The 21,559-nt window shown below is 70.9% G+C and carries 17 protein-coding genes and 1 pseudogene; 11 read left to right on the forward strand and 7 right to left on the reverse strand.

Annotation, left to right across the window (positions count from 1 at the left end; translation table 11 throughout):
* The first annotated feature begins 25 nt into the window (after nt 1–25).
* The 3 genes from AC3CF1_RS05895 (at nt 26) to AC3CF1_RS05905 (ending at nt 4,107) form a co-directional block, all read left to right on the forward strand.
* The gene (locus tag AC3CF1_RS05895) at nt 26–646 is read left to right on the forward strand and encodes an acyl-CoA-like ligand-binding transcription factor (protein WP_488449754.1); all 621 of its coding nucleotides are present in this window, start codon (nt 26–28) and stop codon (nt 644–646) included.
* A gap of 73 nt (nt 647–719) precedes the next feature.
* The gene (locus AC3CF1_RS05900) at nt 720–2,300 is read left to right on the forward strand and encodes an MDR family MFS transporter (protein ID WP_088948664.1); all 1,581 of its coding nucleotides are present in this window, start codon (nt 720–722) and stop codon (nt 2,298–2,300) included.
* A gap of 247 nt (nt 2,301–2,547) precedes the next feature.
* Entirely contained in the window at nt 2,548–4,107 is a 1,560-nt protein-coding gene (locus tag AC3CF1_RS05905; protein WP_328376306.1) for an OFA family MFS transporter, read from the forward strand.
* Between the two features lie 76 nt (nt 4,108–4,183).
* Here the strand turns inward: AC3CF1_RS05905 and nrfD are convergent, their stop codons facing one another.
* From nrfD to AC3CF1_RS05935, 6 genes and pseudogenes are all read right to left on the reverse strand, one after another.
* Nucleotides 4,184–5,254 carry an NrfD/PsrC family molybdoenzyme membrane anchor subunit gene (nrfD, locus tag AC3CF1_RS05910; protein WP_488449755.1) on the reverse strand — a complete coding sequence of 357 codons (1,071 nt, stop codon included), beginning with the start codon at nt 5,252–5,254 and terminating at the stop codon, nt 4,184–4,186.
* A complete protein-coding gene (locus AC3CF1_RS05915; RefSeq protein ID WP_488449756.1) occupies nt 5,251–6,294 on the reverse strand; it encodes a 4Fe-4S dicluster domain-containing protein in 1,044 nt (347 codons plus the stop codon). The genes nrfD and AC3CF1_RS05915 overlap by 4 nt, the downstream gene beginning before the upstream one ends.
* Nucleotides 6,295–6,324: 30 nt before the next feature.
* Nucleotides 6,325–9,573, reverse strand: a pseudogene (gene fdh / locus AC3CF1_RS05920) (formate dehydrogenase); the annotation flags it as partial.
* A gap of 145 nt (nt 9,574–9,718) precedes the next feature.
* Nucleotides 9,719–10,516: a PrsW family intramembrane metalloprotease gene (locus tag AC3CF1_RS05925; protein WP_488449757.1), complete on the reverse strand. Its 798-nt coding sequence runs from the start codon at nt 10,514–10,516 to the stop codon at nt 9,719–9,721.
* A 176-nt stretch (nt 10,517–10,692) separates the two neighbouring features.
* Entirely contained in the window at nt 10,693–11,112 is a 420-nt protein-coding gene (locus AC3CF1_RS05930) for an ASCH domain-containing protein (RefSeq protein WP_488449758.1), read from the reverse strand.
* Nucleotides 11,113–11,252: 140 nt separating this feature from the next.
* Nucleotides 11,253–12,326, reverse strand: coding sequence for an XdhC family protein (locus AC3CF1_RS05935; protein WP_088948674.1), 1,074 nt, complete (start codon nt 12,324–12,326; stop codon nt 11,253–11,255).
* Nucleotides 12,327–12,444: 118 nt separating this feature from the next.
* Here AC3CF1_RS05935 and AC3CF1_RS05940 point away from each other — a divergent pair, with 118 nt between their 5' ends.
* Genes AC3CF1_RS05940 through AC3CF1_RS05975 form a run of 8 tightly spaced genes read left to right on the forward strand, consistent with a single transcriptional unit; the run spans nt 12,445 to nt 20,672 of the window.
* On the forward strand, nt 12,445–13,317 hold the full coding sequence (locus AC3CF1_RS05940) for an FAD binding domain-containing protein (protein ID WP_141909837.1): 873 nt from the start codon (nt 12,445–12,447) through the stop codon (nt 13,315–13,317).
* 2 nt (nt 13,318–13,319) lie between these two features.
* On the forward strand, nt 13,320–13,868 hold the full coding sequence (locus tag AC3CF1_RS05945; protein ID WP_088948676.1) for a (2Fe-2S)-binding protein: 549 nt from the start codon (nt 13,320–13,322) through the stop codon (nt 13,866–13,868).
* A complete protein-coding gene (locus AC3CF1_RS05950) occupies nt 13,865–16,255 on the forward strand; it encodes an aerobic carbon-monoxide dehydrogenase large subunit (protein ID WP_099854472.1) in 2,391 nt (796 codons plus the stop codon). The genes AC3CF1_RS05945 and AC3CF1_RS05950 overlap by 4 nt, the downstream gene beginning before the upstream one ends.
* A gap of 10 nt (nt 16,256–16,265) precedes the next feature.
* Nucleotides 16,266–17,132 carry an XdhC family protein gene (locus AC3CF1_RS05955; protein WP_488449759.1) on the forward strand — a complete coding sequence of 289 codons (867 nt, stop codon included), beginning with the start codon at nt 16,266–16,268 and terminating at the stop codon, nt 17,130–17,132.
* Between the two features lie 3 nt (nt 17,133–17,135).
* Nucleotides 17,136–17,711, forward strand: coding sequence for a nucleotidyltransferase family protein (locus tag AC3CF1_RS05960; protein ID WP_488449760.1), 576 nt, complete (start codon nt 17,136–17,138; stop codon nt 17,709–17,711).
* A complete protein-coding gene (locus tag AC3CF1_RS05965) occupies nt 17,708–18,577 on the forward strand; it encodes an AAA family ATPase (protein ID WP_330466670.1) in 870 nt (289 codons plus the stop codon). Before AC3CF1_RS05960 ends, AC3CF1_RS05965 begins: the two co-directional genes overlap by 4 nt.
* On the forward strand, nt 18,574–19,437 hold the full coding sequence (locus tag AC3CF1_RS05970; protein ID WP_488449761.1) for an SRPBCC family protein: 864 nt from the start codon (nt 18,574–18,576) through the stop codon (nt 19,435–19,437). The genes AC3CF1_RS05965 and AC3CF1_RS05970 overlap by 4 nt, the downstream gene beginning before the upstream one ends.
* Entirely contained in the window at nt 19,434–20,672 is a 1,239-nt protein-coding gene (locus AC3CF1_RS05975; protein ID WP_354980747.1) for a vWA domain-containing protein, read from the forward strand. Before AC3CF1_RS05970 ends, AC3CF1_RS05975 begins: the two co-directional genes overlap by 4 nt.
* On the opposite strand, the gene AC3CF1_RS05980 is transcribed toward AC3CF1_RS05975, so the two are convergent.
* On the reverse strand, nt 20,597–21,553 hold the full coding sequence (locus AC3CF1_RS05980; protein WP_354980748.1) for a LysR family transcriptional regulator: 957 nt from the start codon (nt 21,551–21,553) through the stop codon (nt 20,597–20,599). The two genes, AC3CF1_RS05975 and AC3CF1_RS05980, sit on opposite strands and share 76 nt — an antisense overlap.
* Between the last annotated feature and the right edge of the window lie 6 nt (nt 21,554–21,559).

A 21,559-nucleotide genomic window follows, 5' to 3' on the forward strand; every position in this document is an offset into this window, starting at 1 on the left:
CAAGTTCGCTCCTAATCTCGCTCGCGTGACCGACACCGACCAAGCCGCGCCCGGGCGTCGCGACCGCAAGAAGGCGCAGACGCGGGCCGCGCTGACCGCCGCCGCGCTGCGGCTGGTCGCCGAACGCGGCCTGGAGCACGTGACGGTGGAGGAGATCAGCGAGGCCGCGGGCGTGTCCTCGCGGACCTTCTTCAACTACTTCACCTGCAAGGACGAGGCACTCACCGACGACCCGGCGCTCGACGGCAACCCGGTCGTGGCGCGTCTGGCGGCCACACCTGCGCAGGTGCCGACGTTGCAGGCCGTCCGGCTGGCCCTCGACGAGGCGATCGACACGATCCAGGCCGACCGGGAGTTGTGGCGGCTGCGGCTGGCGGTCATCACCCAGAACCCCGCGCTGCTGCCCCGGCTGGTGTCCGGCAACATCGCGACGGAGCGAGCCATGGTCTCGGTCATCGCCACCCGCCTCGGCGTGGGCCCCGACCACGGCCTCCCGCCGCTCATCACCGCTGTCACCAGTGCCGCCTTCCACACCGCGATGCTGCGCTGGTCCGCCGGCGACGACACCCGCACCCTGCGCGACTACGTGGACGAGGCGTTCGCCGCGATCGCCGCCGGGCTGCCGGATCCGCTGTCCCCCTCCTGACCCGCCACTGCCCGCCCCGCCGCACCAGCTGCGGGGCCAGTCACCCCGCCACAAACCCGCCAAGGGAGCGTCAATGACCACCACCGTCCCGCCCGCCGACACCGCCGAGGTCGGCACGCGCATGTCGCGTCGGGAGGTTCTCCAGGCCCTTTCCGGCCTGATGGTCGGCATGTTCGTGTCCATCCTCGCCTCCACGGTGGTGGCGAACGCGCTGCCGCGGATCATCGCGGATCTGAACGGCAGCCAGACCGTCTACACGTGGATCGTCACCAGCGAACTGCTCGCCATGACGGCGACGGTGCCGCTGTGGGGCAAGATGGCCGACCTGTACAGCAAGAAGCTGCTGATCCAACTCTCGCTGGGCCTGTTCGTGGTGGGTTCGCTCATCGCGGGCTTCACGCCGAACGTCGAGGTGCTGCTGCTCAGCCGTGTCGTCCAGGGCATCGGCGCCGGCGGCATGACGGCGCTGGCCACGATCGTCATGGCGGCGATGATCCCGCCCCGTGAGCTGGGCCGCTACGCCGGCATCTTCGGCGCGGTCTTCGGTGTGGGCACCATCGCCGGTCCGCTGATCGGTGGCCTGCTCGTCGACACGTCGTGGCTGGGCTGGCGGTGGTGCTTCCTGATCGGCGTCCCGTTCAGCATCATCTCCATCGCCCTGCTCCAGCGCACCCTGCACCTGCCGGTCATCCGCCGCAAGGCAAAGATCGACTGGCTGGGCGCCCTGCTGATCACCTCTGGTGTCTCCACGCTGCTGATCTGGTCGTCCCTGGCCGGGAACAAGTTCGAGTGGGCCTCCGGCTGGACGGCCCTGATGGTCGTCGGCGGTCTGGTCCTGCTGGCGCTGGCCGTACTCGTCGAATCGCGCGCCGAGGAGCCGATCGTCCCGCTGGGCATCTTCCGCAACCGCACGGTCTCCCTGGCCACGATCGCCAGCGTGCTGGTCGGTGTCGCGCTGTTCGGCGGCACCGTCTTCCTGTCCCAGTACTTCCAGATCTCGCTGGGCAAGTCACCCACCGTCGCGGGCCTGATGAGCCTTCCGATGATCTTCGGCCTGCTCGTCTCGTCGACGGTCGCCGGACAGCTCATCACCAAGTACGGCCGGTGGAAGGCATACCTGGTGGCCGGCGCCGCGGTGATGAGCGTCGGGATGCTGCTCCTGGGCACCATCGACGCCAACACCAGCGTCCTCGTGCTGTCGATCTACATGGCCGTGCTGGGCGTCGGCGTCGGCATGCTCATGCAGAACCTCGTGCTGGCCGCACAGAACGACGTACCGGCCCACGAACTCGGCGTCACCACCTCCGTGCTGACGTTCTTCCGCAGCATGGGCGGCGCCATCGGGGTCAGTGCCCTCGGCGCGGTCCTGGCGAACCGGGTGGCCTCGCTGACCGCCGAGCGGCTCGGCCCGGCGGCGACGGCCGGCGGTGGCTCCGCCGAGGTGCCCGACCTGTCCACCCTGCCCGAGCCGGTGCTGCGCATCGTGCAGGACGTGTACGGCATCGCCACCGCGGATCTCTTCCTGGTCGGCGCGCCGTTCGCGCTGCTCGCGCTGATCGTCGTGCTGTTCATCAGGGAGAAGCCGCTGCACACCCTCAGCGGGGAGGAACGACGCGTCCAGGAGGAGGCGGCCGCGAAGGCCGCGATCCACTGAGCGGTACGACAGCAGTCGGGGGCGGGCCGGTGGGCCCGCCCCCGTTCTGTTTCCGCCTCCCGCCGCGTTTTTCGGTAATGACGTGTTGTGAACCAGTCGACACGTAACGTGAGGTGAGGCCGGTAATCGGCTGACGCCAGACGTGCGCCGGGCCGCCACTGCGGCGGCGCCGCTCGGCCAACTGCCGGGTCGGGACAGCTCGGCAACGTCGCGGCCTACTCAGCCGCAGGAGGTGTGGACGATGCCCATGCTGTCGGTCTTCAATCCCCGGCACACTGTCGCTCCCCCGGGATACAGCCGCTGGCTCATCCCGACCGCGGCACTGGCGGTGCACGTCTGCATCGGCCAGGTCTACGCGACGAGTGTCTACAAGAACTCCCTCATCGCGCACTTCGACACCAGCCAGACGGCGATCGGGGCGATCTTCAGTATCGCCATCGTCATGCTGGGTTCGTCCGCGGCGGTGGGTGGCCGTTGGGTGGAGCGCAACGGGCCGCGCCGGGCGATGTTCGTCTCGGCGTGCTTCTGGGCCGTCGGGTTCCTGGTCGGCGCGCTCGGCATCGCGACCCAGCAGCTGTGGCTGCTCTATCTCGGGTACGGCGTCATCGGCGGCATCGGGCTCGGCATCGGTTACATCTCGCCCGTCTCGACCCTGATCAAGTGGTTCCCGGACCGCCCCGGCCTGGCCACCGGTCTGGCCATCATGGGGTTCGGCGGTGGCGCCCTGGTCGCCGGCCCGCTCGCCCGCCAACTGCTCTCCCTCTACGACTCCGGCTACAACCCCAACAACCCGGCCGCCGTGGCGTCGGGCAGTGCCCTCGTGGCGCTCTTCGTCACGTTCGGCATCGGGTATTTCGTGATCATGATGTTCGGCCCGTTCAACGTCCGGGTTCCGGCACCGGACTGGCGGCCCGCCGGGTTCGACCCCGCGACAGTGGCCGCCCGACCTCTGGTGACGACGGCGAGCGTGTCGGCGTCGAACGCCGTGCGTACCCGGTCGTTCTGGTTGCTGTGGATCGTGCTGTTCTGCAACGTCACCGCGGGCATCGGCATCCTGGAGCAGGCAAGCCCGATGATCCAGGACTTCTTCCGGGACAACGGGACCGCCACCACTGTCTCGGTGTCGGCTGCGGCCGGTTTCGTGGGAGTGCTGTCGCTGTTCAACATGGCTGGGCGGTTCGTCTGGTCGACGACGTCCGACCTCATCGGCCGCAAGCCCATCTACATGATCTACCTCGGCGTCGGCATGGTGCTGTACGTGCTGCTCGCCGTAGCCGGCCACTCCGCGACCGCGGTCTTCGTGCTGATCGCCGCCGCGATCATCTCCTTCTACGGCGGTGGCTTCGCCACCATGCCCGCCTACCTGCGTGACCTGTTCGGCACCTTCCAGGTCGGGGCCATCCACGGCCGGATCCTGACCGCCTGGTCGGCCGCGGGTGTCGCTGGCCCGCTGATCGTCAACGGGATCCTCGACACGCAGGGCAAGCCCGGCACCCTCACCGCGGCGGCGTACCGGCCCGCGCTGTTCACCATGGTCGGCATCCTCGCCATCGGGTTCATCGCGAACCTGCTGGTGCGTTCCGTGCCCGAGCGGTTCCACGAACCGGACCGAGGGCCGACCTCGCCCGTGGCGAAGGCGACCGTCACCGAGCCGGTCGCTCTCGGACGGGACAGTCAACCGCCCGCGCCGCCGCGCGTCGGTAGCCAGACCGGGCGGCTCTGGTTGTCGTGGCTGCTGGTCGCGGTGCTGCTCGGCTACGGCATCGTCCAGACCGCGATCACCGCCGCGAAGCTGTTCACCGGCTGACGCGCGGTGGCCAGACCTCTTGCATCACAACGGAAGGCGCCCCCTTGAAAGGGGCGCCTTCCGTTCGCCGATCCGATCAGAGCTGGGTGGTCGACCGGTTCTCGTTGAGCCGCTCCCGTTGTGGCACGACCGTGTACTTCGGATCGCGTGCCGACACCCGTCCCGCCTCGAAGACGCCGAACCGGGTGGCGACCGACGATGCCACGAGGGCGGCGCCGGAGATCGCCGACAGGACCCGGCTGTGTCGGCTGAGCAGGGCGGTGACGGTGCCCACGGCGAGCAGGGCGCGTCCCGCCTTGACCAGCCGGCCGCTGCGGCCGTGCTGGTAGGGCTCGCTGGTGAGGCCCTGCCGCTCCAACTGGTGCCCTCCGCCGAACTCGACGGCCGCGGCGGCCAGGGCGAGTCGTCGCAGTGGGGCGGTCTCCGCGGCCGGTGCCGCGATCAGTCCCACCCCGGACGCGGCGGCGAGCGCGCTGCCGGCGAAGACGAACGGCAGCGACGGGTAGGCGTCGTGCCAGGACGGCACTGCCGTGTCGGCGAGCAGCACCCCGGTGTACGTCGCCAGCGCCGGCGCGGTGGCCGCGGCGGCCAGGCCGGCGACGTTGCCGATGGGCGGTGCGATCCGACGGGCGAGGCCGAGCACACCGTGCTGCGGGAGCAGGGATGCGAGCTCGGCGACCGCGGCCACGCCGGCCAGTGGCCCGAACGCGGCGAGGATCCAGGTGCCGACCGACATCGGCGAGGTCACCTTGGCGACCCGGAGCATGTGATGGAACCGGGCCGGCCGGCCGAGGTCGTGAACCAGCAGGTACGTGCTGGCGGCGACACCGCCGAGGGCCGTCCAGCGGCCCACCTTGCGCAGCCCCGGTCGTCCGGTCAGTTGGGCGCCCGCGCCGATCAGCGCACTTCCCGCGGCGAGGCCTCCGGTGAACAGGTAGCCGGCGATGTCGTACTTCCACACCGGCGGCTTCAGAACCGGCCGGCCGTAGTAGGAGGCGAAGTCGGCCGGCGGCACCGTGAGCTGCTCACCGTCGCCGCCTCGTCTGCGGGGCTGCCGGTGACGCTTCCCGTCCGGCTGATCGAGGCCGGCCTGGAACTCGCGGAACCGGGCGCCGACCGGCTCGTTCGATGGTGTCTCGTCGGTCATTGCCGCCTACCCAGGAACGCGACCGCCGTGGCGACCGCCATCGTCATCGCCGCCAGGCCGGCGCGCTTCCACATGGCCGGCAGGTCGCGGGTGGTCACGATCGGGTCCGGTGGCAGCCCGTACACCTCGGGTTCGTCCAGGAGCAGGAAGAACGCACCGTCCCCACCGACGCCGTCGTTCGGGTCGTGCCCGTACAGGCGGGCCTCCGGCACTCCCTGCTCGTGCAGCTTCGCCACCCGCGTGGCGGCCCGCTCCCGCAACTCGTCCAGAGCCCCGTACTGGATCGACTCCGTCGGACACGCCTGCGCGCACGCCGGCGTCATCCCCGCACCCAACCGGTCGTAGCACAGCGTGCACTTCCACGCCCGACCGTCGTCCTTGCGCTGATCGATCACCCCGTACGGACAGGCGGAGATGCAGTAACCGCAGCCGTTGCAGATGTCCTCCTGCACCACCACGGTGCCGAACTCCGTCCGGAACAACGAACCCGTCGGACAGACATCCAGACACGCCGCGTGCGTGCAGTGCTTGCACACGTCCGACATCATCAACCAGCGGAAATCCGTCCGCTCCTCCGCACCCGAACCCCTCCCCGGGGGCTGCGCCCCCGGCATCCCCAGAAACTCCGGACCGCCCGACATGCGGGCGGCCGCTGCGGGCGAGCCGGGCGCAAGGCCCGGATCGGTTCCGGTGTCGGTGCTGGTACCCGCGCCGACGGCCGCCGTGAGCGGGCTGACCGACGGCCCGTCGGGTTGCTCCTGGAACGCCGGAGTCGCCCACCCGGCCGAGCGGGGCTGCTCCACGAACGCGACGTGCCGCCACGAGTTCGCGGTCAGGGCACCCGTGTTGTCGTACGACATTCCCAGCAGGTCGAGCCCGCTCTCGGGGACCCCGTTCCACTCCTTGCAGGCCACCTCGCACGCTTTGCAGCCGATGCACACGCTGGTGTCGGTGAAGAACCCCATCCGCGGCGGCGGATCCTCGTAGCCGGCGTCCGGCGCGGGGTCCAGCGGCCCGTACAGGGCGTTGGCGTGGGGCATCGGTCAGGCCTCCTGGTCGCTGCTGCTGTCGGCGACGTCGGTCGTGACCCTCGGTGGGTAGCGGTGGACGAGGTTCCCCGACCGCCGCCGGTAGTCGACGACGAGGCCCAACAGGTCCTGTCCTCTGGGGCGCCGTCCGGGCCGGACGTCGCAGGTGCCGACCTTGCTCTCCTGGATCAGGACGTTGGGGTCGAGGGTGATGCCGAACAGGTCGTTCGCCGAGTCGCCGGTCACCAGGCCCTCGTAGCCGAAGTGGTACGGCAGCCAGACCTGGTGGATGATCCGGCCATCCACGCGCAGCGGCGTGACGCGGTCGGTCACCAGCACCTTCGCCTCGACGGCCGCGCGGCTGGTGACCAGGTGCGCCCAGCCCAGGTGACTCAACCCTCGCAGGGCCGCCAACTCCGGCGACACCTCGACGAACAGCTCGGGTTGCAACTCGGCCAGGGGCGACACGTTGCGGCTCATCGCGCCGGCGGTGTGGTGCTCGGTGAGCCGGCTGATCGTGAACACGTACGGGAAGACGTCGCTGTGCTCCTGCGGCGGGCTCGGATTCAACGAGTTGATCGGGTGCGTGTAGACCTTGCGGGTCGGGTTGGCCTGCTGTCGGTACAGCGGGTTGCGCACCGGCGACTCGACCGGCTCGTAGTGGGTGGGCAGCGGGCCGTCCAGGACGCCGCTGGGCGCGTACAGCCAGCCCTTGCCGTCGCCCTGAAGGATGAACGGGTCGTCGCCGGCGATGCCCTCCACACCCGCGGTGTTGGGCGGGGGCCGGTACGTCGGCGCCTTGTTCTTCTCGAAGTCGGGCACGTCGTAACCGGTCCACTCACCCTTGTCCGGGTCCCACCAGACGTACTTCTTACGCTCGCTCCACGGGTTGCCGTCCGGATCGGCCGAGGCACGGTTGTAGAGGATGCGACGGTTCGCCGGCCAGGCCCAGCCCCACTCCAGGGCGACCAGGGACTGTTCGCTGGCGGGTTTGCGCCGGGCGGCCTGGTTGACACCGTCGGCGTACACGCCGCTGTAGATCCAGCACCCGCAGGCGGTGGAGCCGTCGTCCTTCATCTCGGTGAAGGACGCCAGTGGCCGGCCGGTCGCCACGTCGTACCCGTTGATCTCGCGCAGCACGGCCTCGGCGCTCGGCTCGGCGTTCGGGCCATGCGTCGGGTAGTTCCAGTTCAGGTCGAGCAGCGCCCGATCGCGCTGCAGGGTCGACTGCGCCAGCCGTTCCCGGATGATGCGGCCGAGGTGGTAGAAGAACCACAGCTCGGAGCGTGCGTCGCCTGGCGGCTCGACGGCCTTCTCCCGCCACTGCAACAGGCGCTGCGTCTGGGTGAACGTGCCCTCCTTCTCCACGTGCGAGGCGGCCGGTAGGAAGAACACCTCCGTGCGGCACTGCTCGGGCACGATCTCGCCGGTCTCGATCTCCGGGGCGTTCTTCCAGAACGTGGCGCTCTCGATCTCGAACAGGTCCCGGACCACGAGCCAGTCGAGGTTCGCCATGCCGAGACGCTGCGCCCGGCCGTGCGCCGAGCCGACAGCCGGGTTCTGCCCGAGCAGGAAGTACCCCTTGATCTTCCCGTCGATCATGTTGAGCACCTGCTGGTACGTACCGTGGTCACCGGTCATCCGCGGCAGGTACCCGTAGCAGTAGTCGTTCTCCGCGGTGGCCGCATCCCCCCAGTACGCCTTGAGCAGGTTGACGCCGTAGGCGCGGGCGTTGCCCCAGAAGCCCTTCTGGCCGGGGTGGTGGATGCTGTCCACCCACTTGTCGAAGGTGGGGTGGTCGGCGTGGTGCGGCATCGGCAGGTAGCCGGGCAGCAGGTTGAACAGCGTCGGAATGTCCGTGGAGCCCTGGATGCTGGCATGACCGCGCAGCGCCAGGACTCCGCCACCCGGGCGACCCATGTTGCCCAGCAGCAGTTGGATGATCGCGCCGGTGCGGATGTACTGCACACCCACACTGTGCTGCGTCCACCCCACCGAGTAGATCAGCATCCCGGTGCGCTCCCGGCCGGAGTTCGCCGCCCACGCCTGAGCCAGCTCCAGGAACCTGTCCTGCGGGATCCCACAGACCCGCTCCACCATCTCCGGCGTGTAACGCGCGTAGTGCCGTTTGAGGATCTGGTAGACGCAGCGGGGGTGCTGCAACGTCTCGTCCCGCTGTGTCTGCCCGTTCACCGGCGCGCCGTGCGACTCGTGCTCCAACCCGGCGGCGGTTTCCCGCTGCGTCTCGGTGTCGTGCGTGGAGCCGTTGGACTCGTCACCGTTGTACTGCCAGCTGGTCTGGTCGTAGGAGGCGTTCTCCTCGTTGAAGCCGGAGAAAAGGCCATGCAGATCCTCGGTGTCGCGGTAGTCCTCGGTCACGATCGTGGCCGCGTTGGTGTACGCGACGACGTACTCCCGGAAGTCCAGCTCGTTTTCGAGGATGTAGCGGATCACGCCGCCGAGCATCGCGATGTCGGTGCCCGCCCGGATCGGCAGGTACGCGTCGGCCACGGCGCTGGTCCGGGTGAACCTCGGGTCGACGTGGAACACCTTCGCCCCGCGGCGCTTGGCCTCCATCACCCACTGGAAACCCACAGGGTGCGCCTCGGCCATGTTCGAACCCTGAATGACGATCATGTCGGAGTTCGACAGGTCCTGCTGGTACTGGGTGGCGCCGCCGCGACCGAAGCTGGTCCCCAGACCGGGGACGGTGGCGGAGTGTCAAATACGCGCCTGGTTCTCGATCTGCAACGCACCCGCCGCGGTGAACAACTTCTTGATGAGGTAGTTCTCCTCGTTGTCCAGCGTCGCCCCACCCAGACTGGAGAAGCCCAGCGTCCGGTTGAGCGGTCGACCTTCGGCGTCGACGTCCTCCCAGGTCTCGTCCCGGGCGGCCAGGACCCGATCGGCGATCATGTTCATCGCGGTGTCGAGGTCCAGGTCCTCCCACTCGGTGCCGTACGGCCGGCGGTAGCGGACAGTGGTCTGCCGCAGCGGGCTGGTCACCAGGCTCTTGCTGGCCGAACCCTTCGGGCAGAGCCGACCCCGCGAGATCGGGCTGTCCGGGTCGCCCTCGATCTGGCTGACCTGCCCGTCCTTGACGAACACCCGCTGACCGCAGCCGACGGCGCAGTACGGGCAGACTGAGCGGGCCACGCTGTCGGCGGTTTCCGTGCGGGCGGTGAGCGCGCGGGACCCGTCGGACTTCGCCGCGGCACCCCGCCCCAACGGGTCGGTGCCGGTGAGCTGGCGGTAGACCGGCCAACCCTCGATCCAGCTACGCACCCCCATTGCCGCACCTTCCCGACCAAGCACGCCAAATATGAACACTCTGACGTTAGATGAGGTGCCGGTCCGGTCGCAGCGGGATCACCAACAGTCATGCCTCTCCCGACCTGATCGTGCGGGCCGGGAGAGGCATGAAGTACGGCGATGGTCAGTTCGGTTGGACCTGACCGACGGGGTGCTCGGTGAAGGTCCGGTAACGGCGCAGCTCCCAGAACAGCCAGCCGATGCTGATGATCGCCAGCACGATGAAGACCAACGAGCCGGAGAACGTGTCCCAGAGGGTGTGCAGGACGACGACGCCCAGGAACGTGCCGATGAACCCGATGAGCCGGCCGACGCTCGGGCTGGCCAGCAGCGCCCACAACGCGCCGGCGGTGAGCCCGGTCCAGGCGGTGTGACCGGCGGGCGCGGTCAGGCCACGGACGAACAGCGTCTGCTCCACCGCACCGATGTTGCCCTGCGAGCTCAGCAGCGCGCTGAAGGCGTAGCCCATCGTCTCCAGCGCGGCGAACCCCATGCCGGCGGCGATGCCGATGATCAGCCCGTCGGAGGGCACCCGGCGACGACGCTGGGCCACCACCGTGAACAGCAGGACCACCGGGACGATCAGCTTCGCCGACTCCTCGATCAGTGCCACGAACAGCATCGGCAGGGTGCCGAGCCCGCGCAGGGCGTCGTACTCCAGCGTGCCGGCGACCACAGTGCCGATCACACCACCGAAGAACGCCGACGTCACCAGCACCGACGCCGGCACCTGCCATCGCCCGGTGCGAGCCTGCGCGAACGTCAGGAACGTCAGCGGCACCAGCGTCGCCCCGAGCAGGATCAACGCGGGTACGAAATTCGGGTTCTTGGTGCTGACCAGGGTCCGCAGCACCACCAGGTAAAGGATCAGCCCGACGACGAGCACCCCGACCCACGCCCACCGGCGCCAACGATCACCCATACGGCGCAGTCTGGCGGATCCAGGTTACGAAGAACAGCCACGGAGTTGAGATCCAGACAACGACGCAGGGACACACTGCCAGCGCCGCCCCGCTCGCTCGTTGATCGTTGGCAGCTGAGCAGCTCGACACGCCGAGCATCGCACTGCTGAGCTGCCAACGATCGCCCGCCGACTGGTCAGACGACCTGCGCCAGCCGGAAGCGCTCGGCTACCACCAGGGTTTCGTCGTCGACGGTGAAGCCGGGGTCGCCCAACTCGGCGCGCACCTCAGCGCTGTGCCAGAACGCCTCGTGCCCCGCGCGCCACTGCGCCACCGACTCGTCGCCCTCGCCCTCGTCGAGGGCGTGTTGCAGGTCGACGTCGCCGAGCCGGACCACCCGTACGTCGGTCAGCTCGATGACCGCGACGCGCCGCCCCTCGGAGTCCACCACGGCGGACAGTTGACCCACCTCGGGCAGCGGTTCGTTCGCGCGCTCGTACCCGATCAGCAGGCCGGTCGTCGAGGTCTTCGCGCCGGAGAGGATCGCGGCGACGAGGCTGTCGCGCAGCGGTCCCGGGAACGCGAACTCGGCCAGCGGAAGATCATCGAGTTCCATCAGCGGAGGGTACGCGATCCGGCCAGGCAGGAGGACGTGGTTCTCGGTGAGGGGCAGGCCATGGTGTTCGTCCCCCGGGACCAGGTGCTCGACCGTGAGCTGGCGGTCTCCGCGGCGCTGGTCCTGCGCATGATCTAGCGTCAGGTGTGGTGGATCGGGGTCGCCAGGTCGCTGAGCGGCCGGCCCGAGCCGCCCCAGGCCTGCGCGGTGATCTCGGCGGCGATCGCCACGGCCGTCTCCTCGGGTGTGCGCGCACCCAGGTCCAGCCCGATCGGTGAGCAGAGCCGGGCCAGCGCGGCCTCGCTAACGCCCGCCTCGCGGAGCCGGCGCATCCGGTCGTCGTGTGCGCGGCGGCTGCCCATCGCGCCGATGTAGCGGGCGGGTGTGCGCAGTGCGACCTGGAGCAGCGGCACGTCGAACTTGGGGTCGTGGGTCAGCACGCAGAGCACCGTACGGTCGTCGACGGTCGTCGACTCCAGGTACGCGTGCGGCCACTGCACCACGAGGTCGTCCGCGTCCGGAAAGCGCGCGCGGGTGGCGAACACCGGGCGGGCGTCGCAGACCGTGACGTGGTAGCCGAGGAACCTGCCGATCCGGGCCATCGCGGCGGCGAAGTCGATCGCGCCGAAGATGATCATGCGGGGCGGCGGCACGTACGACTGGACGAACACCGCCACGTCGTCGCCACGCTGCTCCCCCCGCCGGCCCAGGTGGATCGTGCCGGTGGCACCGAGGGCGAGCATGCCCCGCGCCTGCCGGGCGGCCGCGTCGTCCAGGTCGGGTGCGCCGAGGCTGCCGGCGATCCGGTCGGGCCAGATCACCAGTTGGGCGTTTTCCACCGATGCGGTGGCGACCGGCCGGCCGTCGGAGATCGCGGCGAGCACCTCGTCGGTCTCGGTCATCGCGACGCCGGGCTGCACCAGGACCTGGATCGTGCCGCCGCAGGTCAGACCGACGTCGAACGCGTCGTCGTCGCTGACACCGAAGGTCTGGGTCTGGGCAGTCCCGGTCTCCAGCGCCGTCCGGCACATCTCGTAGACGGTGCCCTCGACGCAGCCCCCAGAGATGCTGCCCAGCACCTCGCCGTGTGCCGAGACGGCCATCGCCGCCCCGGGTTGCCGGGGCGCGGACTGCCAGGTCCGCACGACGGTCGCGACGGCGAACACGACGCCGGCCGAACGCCAGGTCGTCAGCCCGTCGACGATGTCCCGCATGGCCGCACGATCCGCGAGCCCGGGCCGCACCGTCAACGGCGACCTAAGCAACTGCTTAGGTCGCCGTTGACTTTGGTCACCGTCGGGCAGAGATTTTGCCGGACTGCGGAGGTACGACATGCAGGTGCCGGCACCGTTCGAGTACGAGCGAGCCACCAGTGTGGACCATGCGATCAGCCTTCTGGAGCATCGCGGCGGCACCGCCCGCCTGATCGCCGGCGGGCACAGCCTGCTGCCGATGATGAAGCTCCGGCTGGCCAACTTCGACTATCTGATCGACATCAACGACCTGCACGCCGAGCTGGGCTACGTCGAGACGGGCCCGGACGAGGTTCGCATCGGGGCGCTGACCCGCCATCGGGAGCTGCTCGAATCCCCCGTGCTGGGGGCGGCGTTCCCCATCTTCGCCGACGCCGAACGGGTGATCGCCGACCCGGTGGTGCGCAACCGGGGCACGCTGGGCGGCTCGCTCTGCCAGGCCGACCCGTCCGAGGACCTCTCGGCGGTGTGCACGACCCTGGACGCGCGGTGCGTGATCCGGGGTCCGGGCGGCGCGGAGCGGGTCGTGTCGATGGAGGACTTCCACGTCGGGCCGTACGAGACGGCCGTCGCGGACGACGAGATCCTGGTCGAGATCCGGCTACCCGTGCGGCCCGGCTGCGGCAGCGCGTACGCCAAGGTCGAGCGCCGGGCCGGCGACTGGGCCGTGGTGTCGGCCGGCGCGGCGGTGTGGCTCGACGGCGGCGCGATCGTCGACGCCCGGGTCGGGCTCGCGGCGGTCGGCCCCAACACGACGGGCATCCCGGAGATCTCGGCCGCCTTGCGCGGGCAGGAACCCTCGGAAGGGCTCTACGAGCAGGCCGGGGCCATTGCGGCGCGCAGCTGCGACCCGGTGACCGACCAGCGCGGCAGCGCGGACTACAAGCGGCATCTGGCCGCCGAGCTGACCAGGCGGACCCTGCGCCGGGCCGTCGAACGGGCGAGGAGCTGAGCATGCAGGTCACCATGACCGTCAACGACGTCGAGGTCACCCGGGAGATCGAGGCCCGGCTGCTGCTGGTGCACTTCCTGCGGGACGTGCTCGGTCTGACCGGCACCCACTGGGGCTGCGACACCAGCAACTGCGGCACCTGCGTGGTCTGGTTGGACGGCGAGCCGGTGAAGTCGTGCACAGTGCTCGCGGCGATGGCCGGCGGCCACCAGGTGCGTACCGTCGAGGGTCTCGCCAAGGGCGCCGAGCTGGACCCGATCCAGCAGGGTTTCATGCAGTGCCACGGTCTCCAGTGCGGCTTCTGCACGCCGGGGATGATGATGACCGCGCGGGCGCTGCTCGACCGCAACCCCGACCCGAGTGAGACGGAGATCCGGGAGGCGATCTCGGGTCAGATCTGCCGGTGCACGGGTTACGCCACCATCGTCCGCTCGGTCCGCTGGGCCGCCGTGGCCGAGGCGCAGGCCGCGGCCCAGGTCACCGAGACCACCGAATCGACCGAGGCCGGCGAGATCGACAACGCCGGCCAGCCCGCGGAGGCCGTCGCATGACCACCGTGCACGAGCGCGTGGACACGTTCCACGACAACGACCAGAAACCCGTCGGGTACGGCCGGATGCTGCGCAAGGAGGACCCGCGCTTCCTGCGGGGTCGCGGCCGGTACGTCGACGACGTCCAACTGCCCGGCATGTTGCACCTCGCGATCCTCCGGTCGCCGGTGGCGCACGCCCGCATCGTCAGCATCGACACGAGCGCCGCCGAGGCGTCGCCCGGGGTGAAGGCGGTGGTGACCGGGGCTGCCCTGGCTGCGCAGAACCTGGCCTGGATGCCGACCCTCTCCAACGACGTGCAGGCCGTCCTCGCCACCGACAAGGTGCGTTTCCAGGGCCAGGAGGTCGCGTTCGTCGTCGCCGAGGACCGGTACGCGGCCCGCGACGCGCTGGAACTGATCGACGTCGAGTACGACGTCCTCGACCCGGTGATCGACGCACGTCGCGCGTTGGAGCCGGACGCCCCGCTGATCCGCGACGACCTGGACGGCAAGACGAACAACCACTGCTTCGACTGGGAGACCGGCGACGAGGCGGCCACCGAGGCGGTCTTCGCCCGCGCCGACGTCGTGGTCAGCCAGGACCTCGTCTACCCCCGGGTGCACCCGGCGCCCATGGAGACGTGCGGGGCGGTCGCCGACTACGACGCCGTCGACGGCAAGCTGCGGCTCTGGTCGACCACCCAGGCGCCGCACGCGCACCGCACCCTCTACGCCATCGTGGCGGGCCTGCCCGAGCACAAGATCCAGGTGATCGCGCCGGACATCGGCGGCGGGTTCGGCAACAAGGTGCCGATCTACCCCGGGTACGTCTGCGCGATCGTCGCCTCGATCGTCACCGGCAAGCCGGTGAAGTGGATGGAGGACCGCTCGGAGAACCTGATCAGCACCGGTTTCGCCCGCGACTACATCATGCGCGGGGAGATCGCGGCGACCCGCGACGGCCGGATCCTCGGCATCCGCACCAACGTGCTGGCCGACCACGGCGCGTTCAACGGCACCGCCGCCCCGGTGAAGTACCCGGCCGGCTTCTTCGGGGTGTTCACCGGCAGCTACGACATCGAGGCCGCGTACTGCAAGATGACGGCGGTCTTCACCAACAAGGCGCCCGGCGGTGTCGCGTACGCGTGCTCGTTCCGGATCACCGAGGCGGTCTACCTGGTCGAGCGGATCGTCGACTGCCTCGCCGACGAACTCGGCATGGACCCGGCCGAGCTGCGGCTGAAGAACTTCATCCAGCCGGAGCAGTTCCCGTACACGACGAAGACCGGCTGGGTGTACGACTCGGGCAACTACGAGCCGACGATGCGGCTGGCGATGGAGATGGCCGGCTACGACGAGTTGCGCCGCGAGCAGGCGGAGAAGCGGGCCCGGGGCGAGCTGATGGGCATCGGCATCGCGTTCTTCACCGAGGCCGTCGGCGCCGGGCCGCGCAAGGACATGGACATTCTCGGGCTGGGCATGGCCGACGGCTGCGAGCTGCGCGTCCACCCGACCGGAAAGGCCGTGGTACGCCTCAGCGTCCAGTCGCAGGGTCAGGGGCACGAGACGACGTTCGCGCAGATCGTCGCCGAGGAGATCGGGATTCCACCGGCGGACATCGAGGTGCTGCACGGCGACACCGACAACACCCCGTTCGGCCTCGGCACGTACGGCAGCCGGTCGACGCCCGTCTCGGGCGCCGCTGCGGCTCTGGTGGCCCGGAAGGTCCGCGACAAGGCGCGGATCATCGCCTCGGGGATGCTGGAGGTGTCGGTGGCCGACCTGGAGTGGGAGAAGGGCGCGTTCCACGTCGCGGGCGACCCGGGCAGGTCCGTCACCATCCAGGACATCGCCATGCGCGCGCACGGCGCGGGTGACCTGCCCGAGGGCATCGAGGGTGGGTTGGAGGCGCAGATCTGCTACAACCCGTCGAATCTGACCTACCCGCACGGCGCGTACATCTGCGTGGTGGACATCGACCCCGGCACCGCGCAGGTGAAGGTCCGACGGTTCATCGCGGTCGACGACTGCGGCACCCGGATCAACCCGATGATCATCGAGGGGCAGGTGCACGGCGGGCTGACCGACGGGGTCGGCATGGCCCTGATGGAGATGATCGCGTTCGACGAGGACGGCAACTGCCTCGGCGCGTCCCTGATGGACTACCTGATCCCGACGTCCCTGGAGGTGCCCGACTGGGAGACCGGGTTCACCGTGACGCCGTCGCCGCACCACCCGATCGGCGCGAAGGGCGTGGGCGAGTCCGCGACGGTGGGGTCACCACCCGCGATCGTCAACGCGGTCATCGACGCCCTGAAGCCCTTCGGCGTACGCCATGCCGACATGCCGCTGACGCCGTCGCGGGTCTGGGACGCGATGCGCGGCCAGGCCCGGCCGCCGATCTGAGGGAGCCGAGATGACCACCATCGCGGAGCGCGCCCGGGAGCTGACCGACACCCGGGAGCCGTTCGTCCACGCCACAGTGGTCCGCGCCCAGGACCCGACGTCGGCCCGGCCGGGCGACGCCGCGGTGATCCGGTCGGACGGCTCGATCGAGGGTTTCGTGGGCGGGGTGTGCGCCGAGAGTTCGGTGCGGGCGGCGGCGCTCGACACCCTGCGCGACGGGACCGCCCTGCTGCTGCGGGTGCTGCCGGAGGGCGCGGTCCCGTTCCCGGACACCCCGGGGGCGCGGGTGGTGGTCAACCCGTGCCACTCCGGTGGGGCGATCGAGGTCTTCCTCCGACCGATGCTGCCGGCGCCGGCTCTGCGTGTCGTCGGCAGCACGCCGATCAGCGCGGCGGTGGCCAACCTCGCCGCGTTCCTCGACTTCGACGTCGTCGCGGCCGACGACTGCGTCGGCTGCACCGCTGTCGTCGTGGCCGGGTTGGGCAAGGGCGAGCAGGAGGCGATCCGGGCCGCGCTGGACGCCGGCGTCGGGTTCATCGCGCTGGTGGCGAGCGGCAGGCGCGGCGCGGCCCTGCTCGACGAGCTGGGTTTGACCGACGAGGAGCGCGCCCGCGTCCACTCGCCAGCGGGTGTGGACATCGGCGCGCGTACGCCGGCCGAGATCGCCCTGTCGATCATGGCTGAGGTGGTCCGGGCGATCCGGGTGGACGGGTTGGCCCCGGCCTCCGGCGCGCCGGCCGCTCGACCCCAGCAGGCCGTCGACCCGGTGTGTGGGATGACAGTGCTGGTCGGGCCGGAGACGCCGCACGCGCGGGTCGACGGGCAGGACTTCTGGTTCTGCTGCGCCGGCTGCCTCGCGAGTTACACGGCGGCGTAGCCCGTGTTCCTGACCGGCCTGGTGCTCGCCGCGGGCGCGTCGGTGCGCCTCGGCGAGGCGAAGCAACTGCTGCCGTACCGGGGGCGGACGCTGCTCGACGCCACACTCGACCTGGCCCGCTCGTGCGGCTTCGACCAGCTGCTCGTCACACTGGGCGGCGCGGCGAGCGGCATCCGCGACCGGGTCGACCTGACCGCGTGCCAGGTCGTGGAGAACCCGGCGTTCAGCACCGGCTGCGGGTCGTCGGTCAGCACCGCCGCGCGGGCGGTGGACCCGCGCGCCGACGCGCTCGTGCTGCTCCTCGGCGACCAGCCCGGCGTCCGCGCCGCAGACGTCCGCCGGGTCGCCGAGGCGGCCACCCCGCTGGCCGTCTGCCGGTACGCGAACGGGCTGGGCCACCCGTTCCGCTTCGGCCGGGCTGTCCTTCCCGAGCTGTACGACCTGCACGGCGACAAGGCCGTCTGGAAGCTGCTGCACTCCGGCCGCCACCCGGTGACCGAGGTGCCCGTAGACGGGCCGGTGCCGATCGACGTGGACACCCGGGCGGACTACCAACGCCTGCTGGCGGGCGAGGCATGAGGGACGCCCTGGCCGTGCGGCACCGCCTCGACGCCGTCGACTACCTGGTCGATGACGGCCTGGCGATGGCCCTGTTCCTCGCGTTGCGCCTCGGTCGGCCACTGCTGCTGGAGGGTGAGCCGGGTGTCGGCAAGACCGCCGCCGCCAAGGCGTTGGCCCGCGCGCTGGAAACGCCGCTGATCCGGTTGCAGTGCTACGAGGGGCTGACCGCGAGCGAGGCGCTCTACGAGTGGAACTACCAGCGACAGCTGCTGGCGATCCGGCTCGCCGAGGCACAACAGGCGCGGCTCACCGACGCGGACCTGTTCAGCGCCGAGTTCCTCCAGGAGCGGCCGATCCTGCGGGCCGTACGCCACCGGGGGCCGGTCCCACCGGTGCTGCTGATCGACGAGATCGACCGGGCCGACGACGAGTTCGAGGCACTGCTGTTCGAGTTCCTCGGCGAGGCCGGCATCACGATCCCCGAGCTCGGCACGTTCACCGCCCGTACGCCGCCGGTCGTGGTGCTCACCTCCAACCGCAGCCGGGAACTGCACGACGCGTTGCGCCGCCGCTGCCTGTACCACTGGATCGACTTTCCCGAGCCGGCCCGCGCCGTCGAGATCGTCCGCCGTGCCGTGCCGGGCGCCACCGAGCCGCTGATCCAGACGGCCGTCCAGTTCGTCGGCGGCGTACGCGGCCGCGAGTTGGAGAAGCCGCCCGGGATGGCGGAGACCATCGACTGGGTGGCCGCACTGTCCGTGCTGGGCGTCGCCGGTCTCGCCGCCGACGACGTCGCGCTGACCATCGGCACCATCGCCAAGACCCCCGACGACCGCGCCGTGGTCGCCGCCGCGCTCGGCGCCTACCAGGAGAGCCAGCTATGAAGATCACGAACGAGTTCGCGGTCGCTGTCCCGATCGACGAGGCGTGGGCGGTGCTCACCGATCTGGAGGGGATCGCGCCGTGCCTGCCGGGCGCCCAGTTGACCGGCGTCGACGGTGACGTCTACCGGGGCAGGGTGAAGGTCAAGGTCGGGCCGGTGATCTCGGAGTTCGCGGGCACCGCCCGGTTCGTCGAGAAGGACGACGCCGCCTACCGCGGGGTGATCGACGCGAAGGGCCGCGACGCCCGGTCGACGGGGAACGCGTCCGCGCTGGTCACCGCCCACCTACGGCCGGACGGCGACCGGACGCTGGTCAGCGTGGACACCGACCTGAAGATCTCCGGCAAGCTGGCCCAGTTCGGCAGCGGCATGATCAAGGAGGTGTCGGGCAAGTTGGTGGCCCAGTTCGTCGCCAACCTGGAGGCCAAGCTCGCGGCCGACCACTCAGCCTCGGCCGTGCCGGCACCACACGCGGACTCCGAGCCCGTCGCGCCGTCGTCCGTAGCGTCCGAGGCGCTTCCCGCCGCGTCCGCGACAGCGGTCGCCACGACACCCAGGACCGCCGCCGTCGCGCCGTCACCGATCGAGCCGTCACCCGCCTCTTCGACGGCGGCGGCGTCGCCGATCTCGCCGGCGCTGCCGTCGGCGTCGTCGGCGTCGTCGGCATCGTCGGCATCGTCGGCATCGTCATCGACTGTCGAGTCACCCGACAGCTCCACCCGCGTGGCGGTGGCTGCCGAGCCGGAGGCGCTCGACCTGCTCAGCATCGCCGGCGGTTCGATCACCAAGCGCCTCGTACCCGTCGTCGTCGGTCTCGTCGCCGTGGGCGCGGTGATCGCCTGGCTGGCCTCGCGCCGGTGAGCCCGGGCGTGCTGCGCGGGGTCGACCGGGCCGCGTTCGCGGTGGCGCTCGCCGGCCGGCTGCGACGAGCCGGCGTCCCGGCCGGCCTCACCGACGTCGACGACTTCGTCCGGGCGCTCGCCGCCATCCCACCCGACTCGATGTCGTCGCTCTACTGGACTGCCCGGATCTGCCTGGTCCGACGGCACGCCGACCTCGCCGCGTTCGACCGGGTCTTCGCGGCGATCTTCGCGGACCCCCCACCGCTGCCCCGGCCGTCGCGGTCCGCCTCCCCGCCCGACGCTCACGACGATGTGTACGTGCGGGTGCCCGCCGACACCGACGACTCGGATTCCGGCGGTGGCCTGCCGTGGGCGACGCTGCCGCCGGCCGTGGCGGAGACACCGGCACACGACACAGCGCTGCTGCTGCCCGAGCGGCGCCCCAGCGCCCTCAGCGGGCTCGCCGACCGCCCGTTCGACGCACTCGACAGCGCACAGGTGGCACAACTCGGCGACGCCCTGCGCGCTGCCGTCGCCGGCTGGCCCACCCGGCGTACCCGGCGGTTCGCCATCGGCGCGGCCGGTGCCCGGGTCGCGCTGCGGCCCACCATCGCCCGGGCCCGCCGCACCGGATGGGAACCCGTCGAGGTCGTCCGCGAGCGACCGGTGCGACGGCCACGCCGGGTCGTGCTGCTCTGCGACGTCAGCGAGTCGATGCGGGCGCAGGCGACCGCGTACCTGCATCTGATGCGCGCGTTCGCGGTGGTCGCCGACGCGGAGGTCTTCGCGTTCGCGACGACGCTGACCCGGCTCACCGTGGTGCTGCGACACACGTCAGCGGCCGAGGCGGTCGCGCAGGCCAGCGCCGCCGTGACCGACCGGTACGGGGGCACCCGGATCGCCACGAACCTGCGCTCCCTGCTTACCTCCCACCACGCGGACGCCGTACGCGGGGCGGTGGTGGTGATCGGGTCGGACGGCTGGGACAGCGACCCGCCGGACGAACTGGCGGCCGTGATGGCCCGGCTGAGCCGCCGCGCGTACCGGATCGTCTGGTTGAATCCCCGCGCCGGCGCACCCGGCTTCACCCCCCGGGTCGGCGGCATGGCCGCCGCTCTCCCCTACTGCGACCGGATGCTGCCCGCCGGCACCTTCCAGGACCTGCTGGTCGTCGCCCGTCAACTCCAGAGCGTCACGTGCACCGACGGCCGGAAGTGGCCGACTCTGACGCCCGCGCCGCGCATCATCGCCTGAATCGCCCTCGGCGTCGACGAGAAGCGCGACAGCTCGTCGGCGGCCGACATCGCGTCGGGGGTGGCGAGCACCTGCGAATGCCACACCGCCTCCATCGTCGCGTGCGGCCCCGCCACCTGCGCGAGATGCCCCTGCCGGACGTCCGGCGCGACGGTGAACGCGAGGGCCGGCGAGACGCCCTTGCCCCGCTTGGCCTCCCCCAGCGCCGCCGCGTGGCTCTGGAAGATCTGCTGCCGCTCGTCCGGCACGGCGAGGCGACGCAGCATCGCCGGCACCCCACCCAGATCCGTGGTGGCGGACGGCCCGAGCAGCCAGCTCTGCTCCCGTAGTTGCCCGGGGGACGCCGGCACACCGGCCAGCGGGTGCTCCGGGCCGACGACGAGGACGAGGCGGTAGTTCATCACCGGTCGGCTGGCCGTGGCGCTGTCGACCACCGGCGGTTGCGGGCCGATCGCGATGTCCACGGCGCGAGCCAGCAGCAGCGACCCGAAGGCACCCGGGCTGCGTACGCTCAGCTCGACGTCGAGGTCGGCGGCCCGCTTGGCGAAGAGTTCGATCAGACCCGGCGCGGCGAACTCGGCGAAAAGGCTCGACGCGGCGACCCGCAGCAGCCGCCGGCCACGCGTCGCAGCGCTCACCTCCCGGATCGTACGGTCCTGCAGGCCCAGCAGCTCCGCGGCGCGACTGGCCAGCCGCAGCCCACCGGGGGTGAACGCAAGCCCCGCCGCCGTCTTGCTGAACAGCTTGTCGCCGAACTCCTTACGGAGCTGCGCGACGTGGAGCGACACGGCCGACTCGGAGACCTGCAGCTCCGCGGCGGCCTGCTTGACGGACCCCAGCCGGACCACGGCGACGTACGCGCGCAGCTGCGTCGGGGTCATCGGTGT

Source organism: Micromonospora sp. MGP-C2 (assembly GCF_057766525.1).

Coding starts and splice junctions, on each gene's coding strand:
- AC3CF1_RS05900 (WP_088948664.1), top strand. CDS start 720: ATGACCACCACCGTCCCGCCCGCCGACACCGCCGAGGTCGGCACGCGC.
- AC3CF1_RS05905 (WP_328376306.1), top strand. CDS start 2,548: ATGCTGTCGGTCTTCAATCCCCGGCACACTGTCGCTCCCCCGGGATAC.
- nrfD (WP_488449755.1), bottom strand. CDS start 5,254: ATGACCGACGAGACACCATCGAACGAGCCGGTCGGCGCCCGGTTCCGC.
- AC3CF1_RS05915 (WP_488449756.1), bottom strand. CDS start 6,294: ATGCCCCACGCCAACGCCCTGTACGGGCCGCTGGACCCCGCGCCGGAC.
- AC3CF1_RS05925 (WP_488449757.1), bottom strand. CDS start 10,516: ATGGGTGATCGTTGGCGCCGGTGGGCGTGGGTCGGGGTGCTCGTCGTC.
- AC3CF1_RS05930 (WP_488449758.1), bottom strand. CDS start 11,112: ATGGAACTCGATGATCTTCCGCTGGCCGAGTTCGCGTTCCCGGGACCG.
- AC3CF1_RS05935 (WP_088948674.1), bottom strand. CDS start 12,326: ATGCGGGACATCGTCGACGGGCTGACGACCTGGCGTTCGGCCGGCGTC.
- AC3CF1_RS05940 (WP_141909837.1), top strand. CDS start 12,445: ATGCAGGTGCCGGCACCGTTCGAGTACGAGCGAGCCACCAGTGTGGAC.
- AC3CF1_RS05945 (WP_088948676.1), top strand. CDS start 13,320: ATGCAGGTCACCATGACCGTCAACGACGTCGAGGTCACCCGGGAGATC.
- AC3CF1_RS05950 (WP_099854472.1), top strand. CDS start 13,865: ATGACCACCGTGCACGAGCGCGTGGACACGTTCCACGACAACGACCAG.
- AC3CF1_RS05955 (WP_488449759.1), top strand. CDS start 16,266: ATGACCACCATCGCGGAGCGCGCCCGGGAGCTGACCGACACCCGGGAG.
- AC3CF1_RS05965 (WP_330466670.1), top strand. CDS start 17,708: ATGAGGGACGCCCTGGCCGTGCGGCACCGCCTCGACGCCGTCGACTAC.
- AC3CF1_RS05970 (WP_488449761.1), top strand. CDS start 18,574: ATGAAGATCACGAACGAGTTCGCGGTCGCTGTCCCGATCGACGAGGCG.
- AC3CF1_RS05980 (WP_354980748.1), bottom strand. CDS start 21,553: ATGACCCCGACGCAGCTGCGCGCGTACGTCGCCGTGGTCCGGCTGGGG.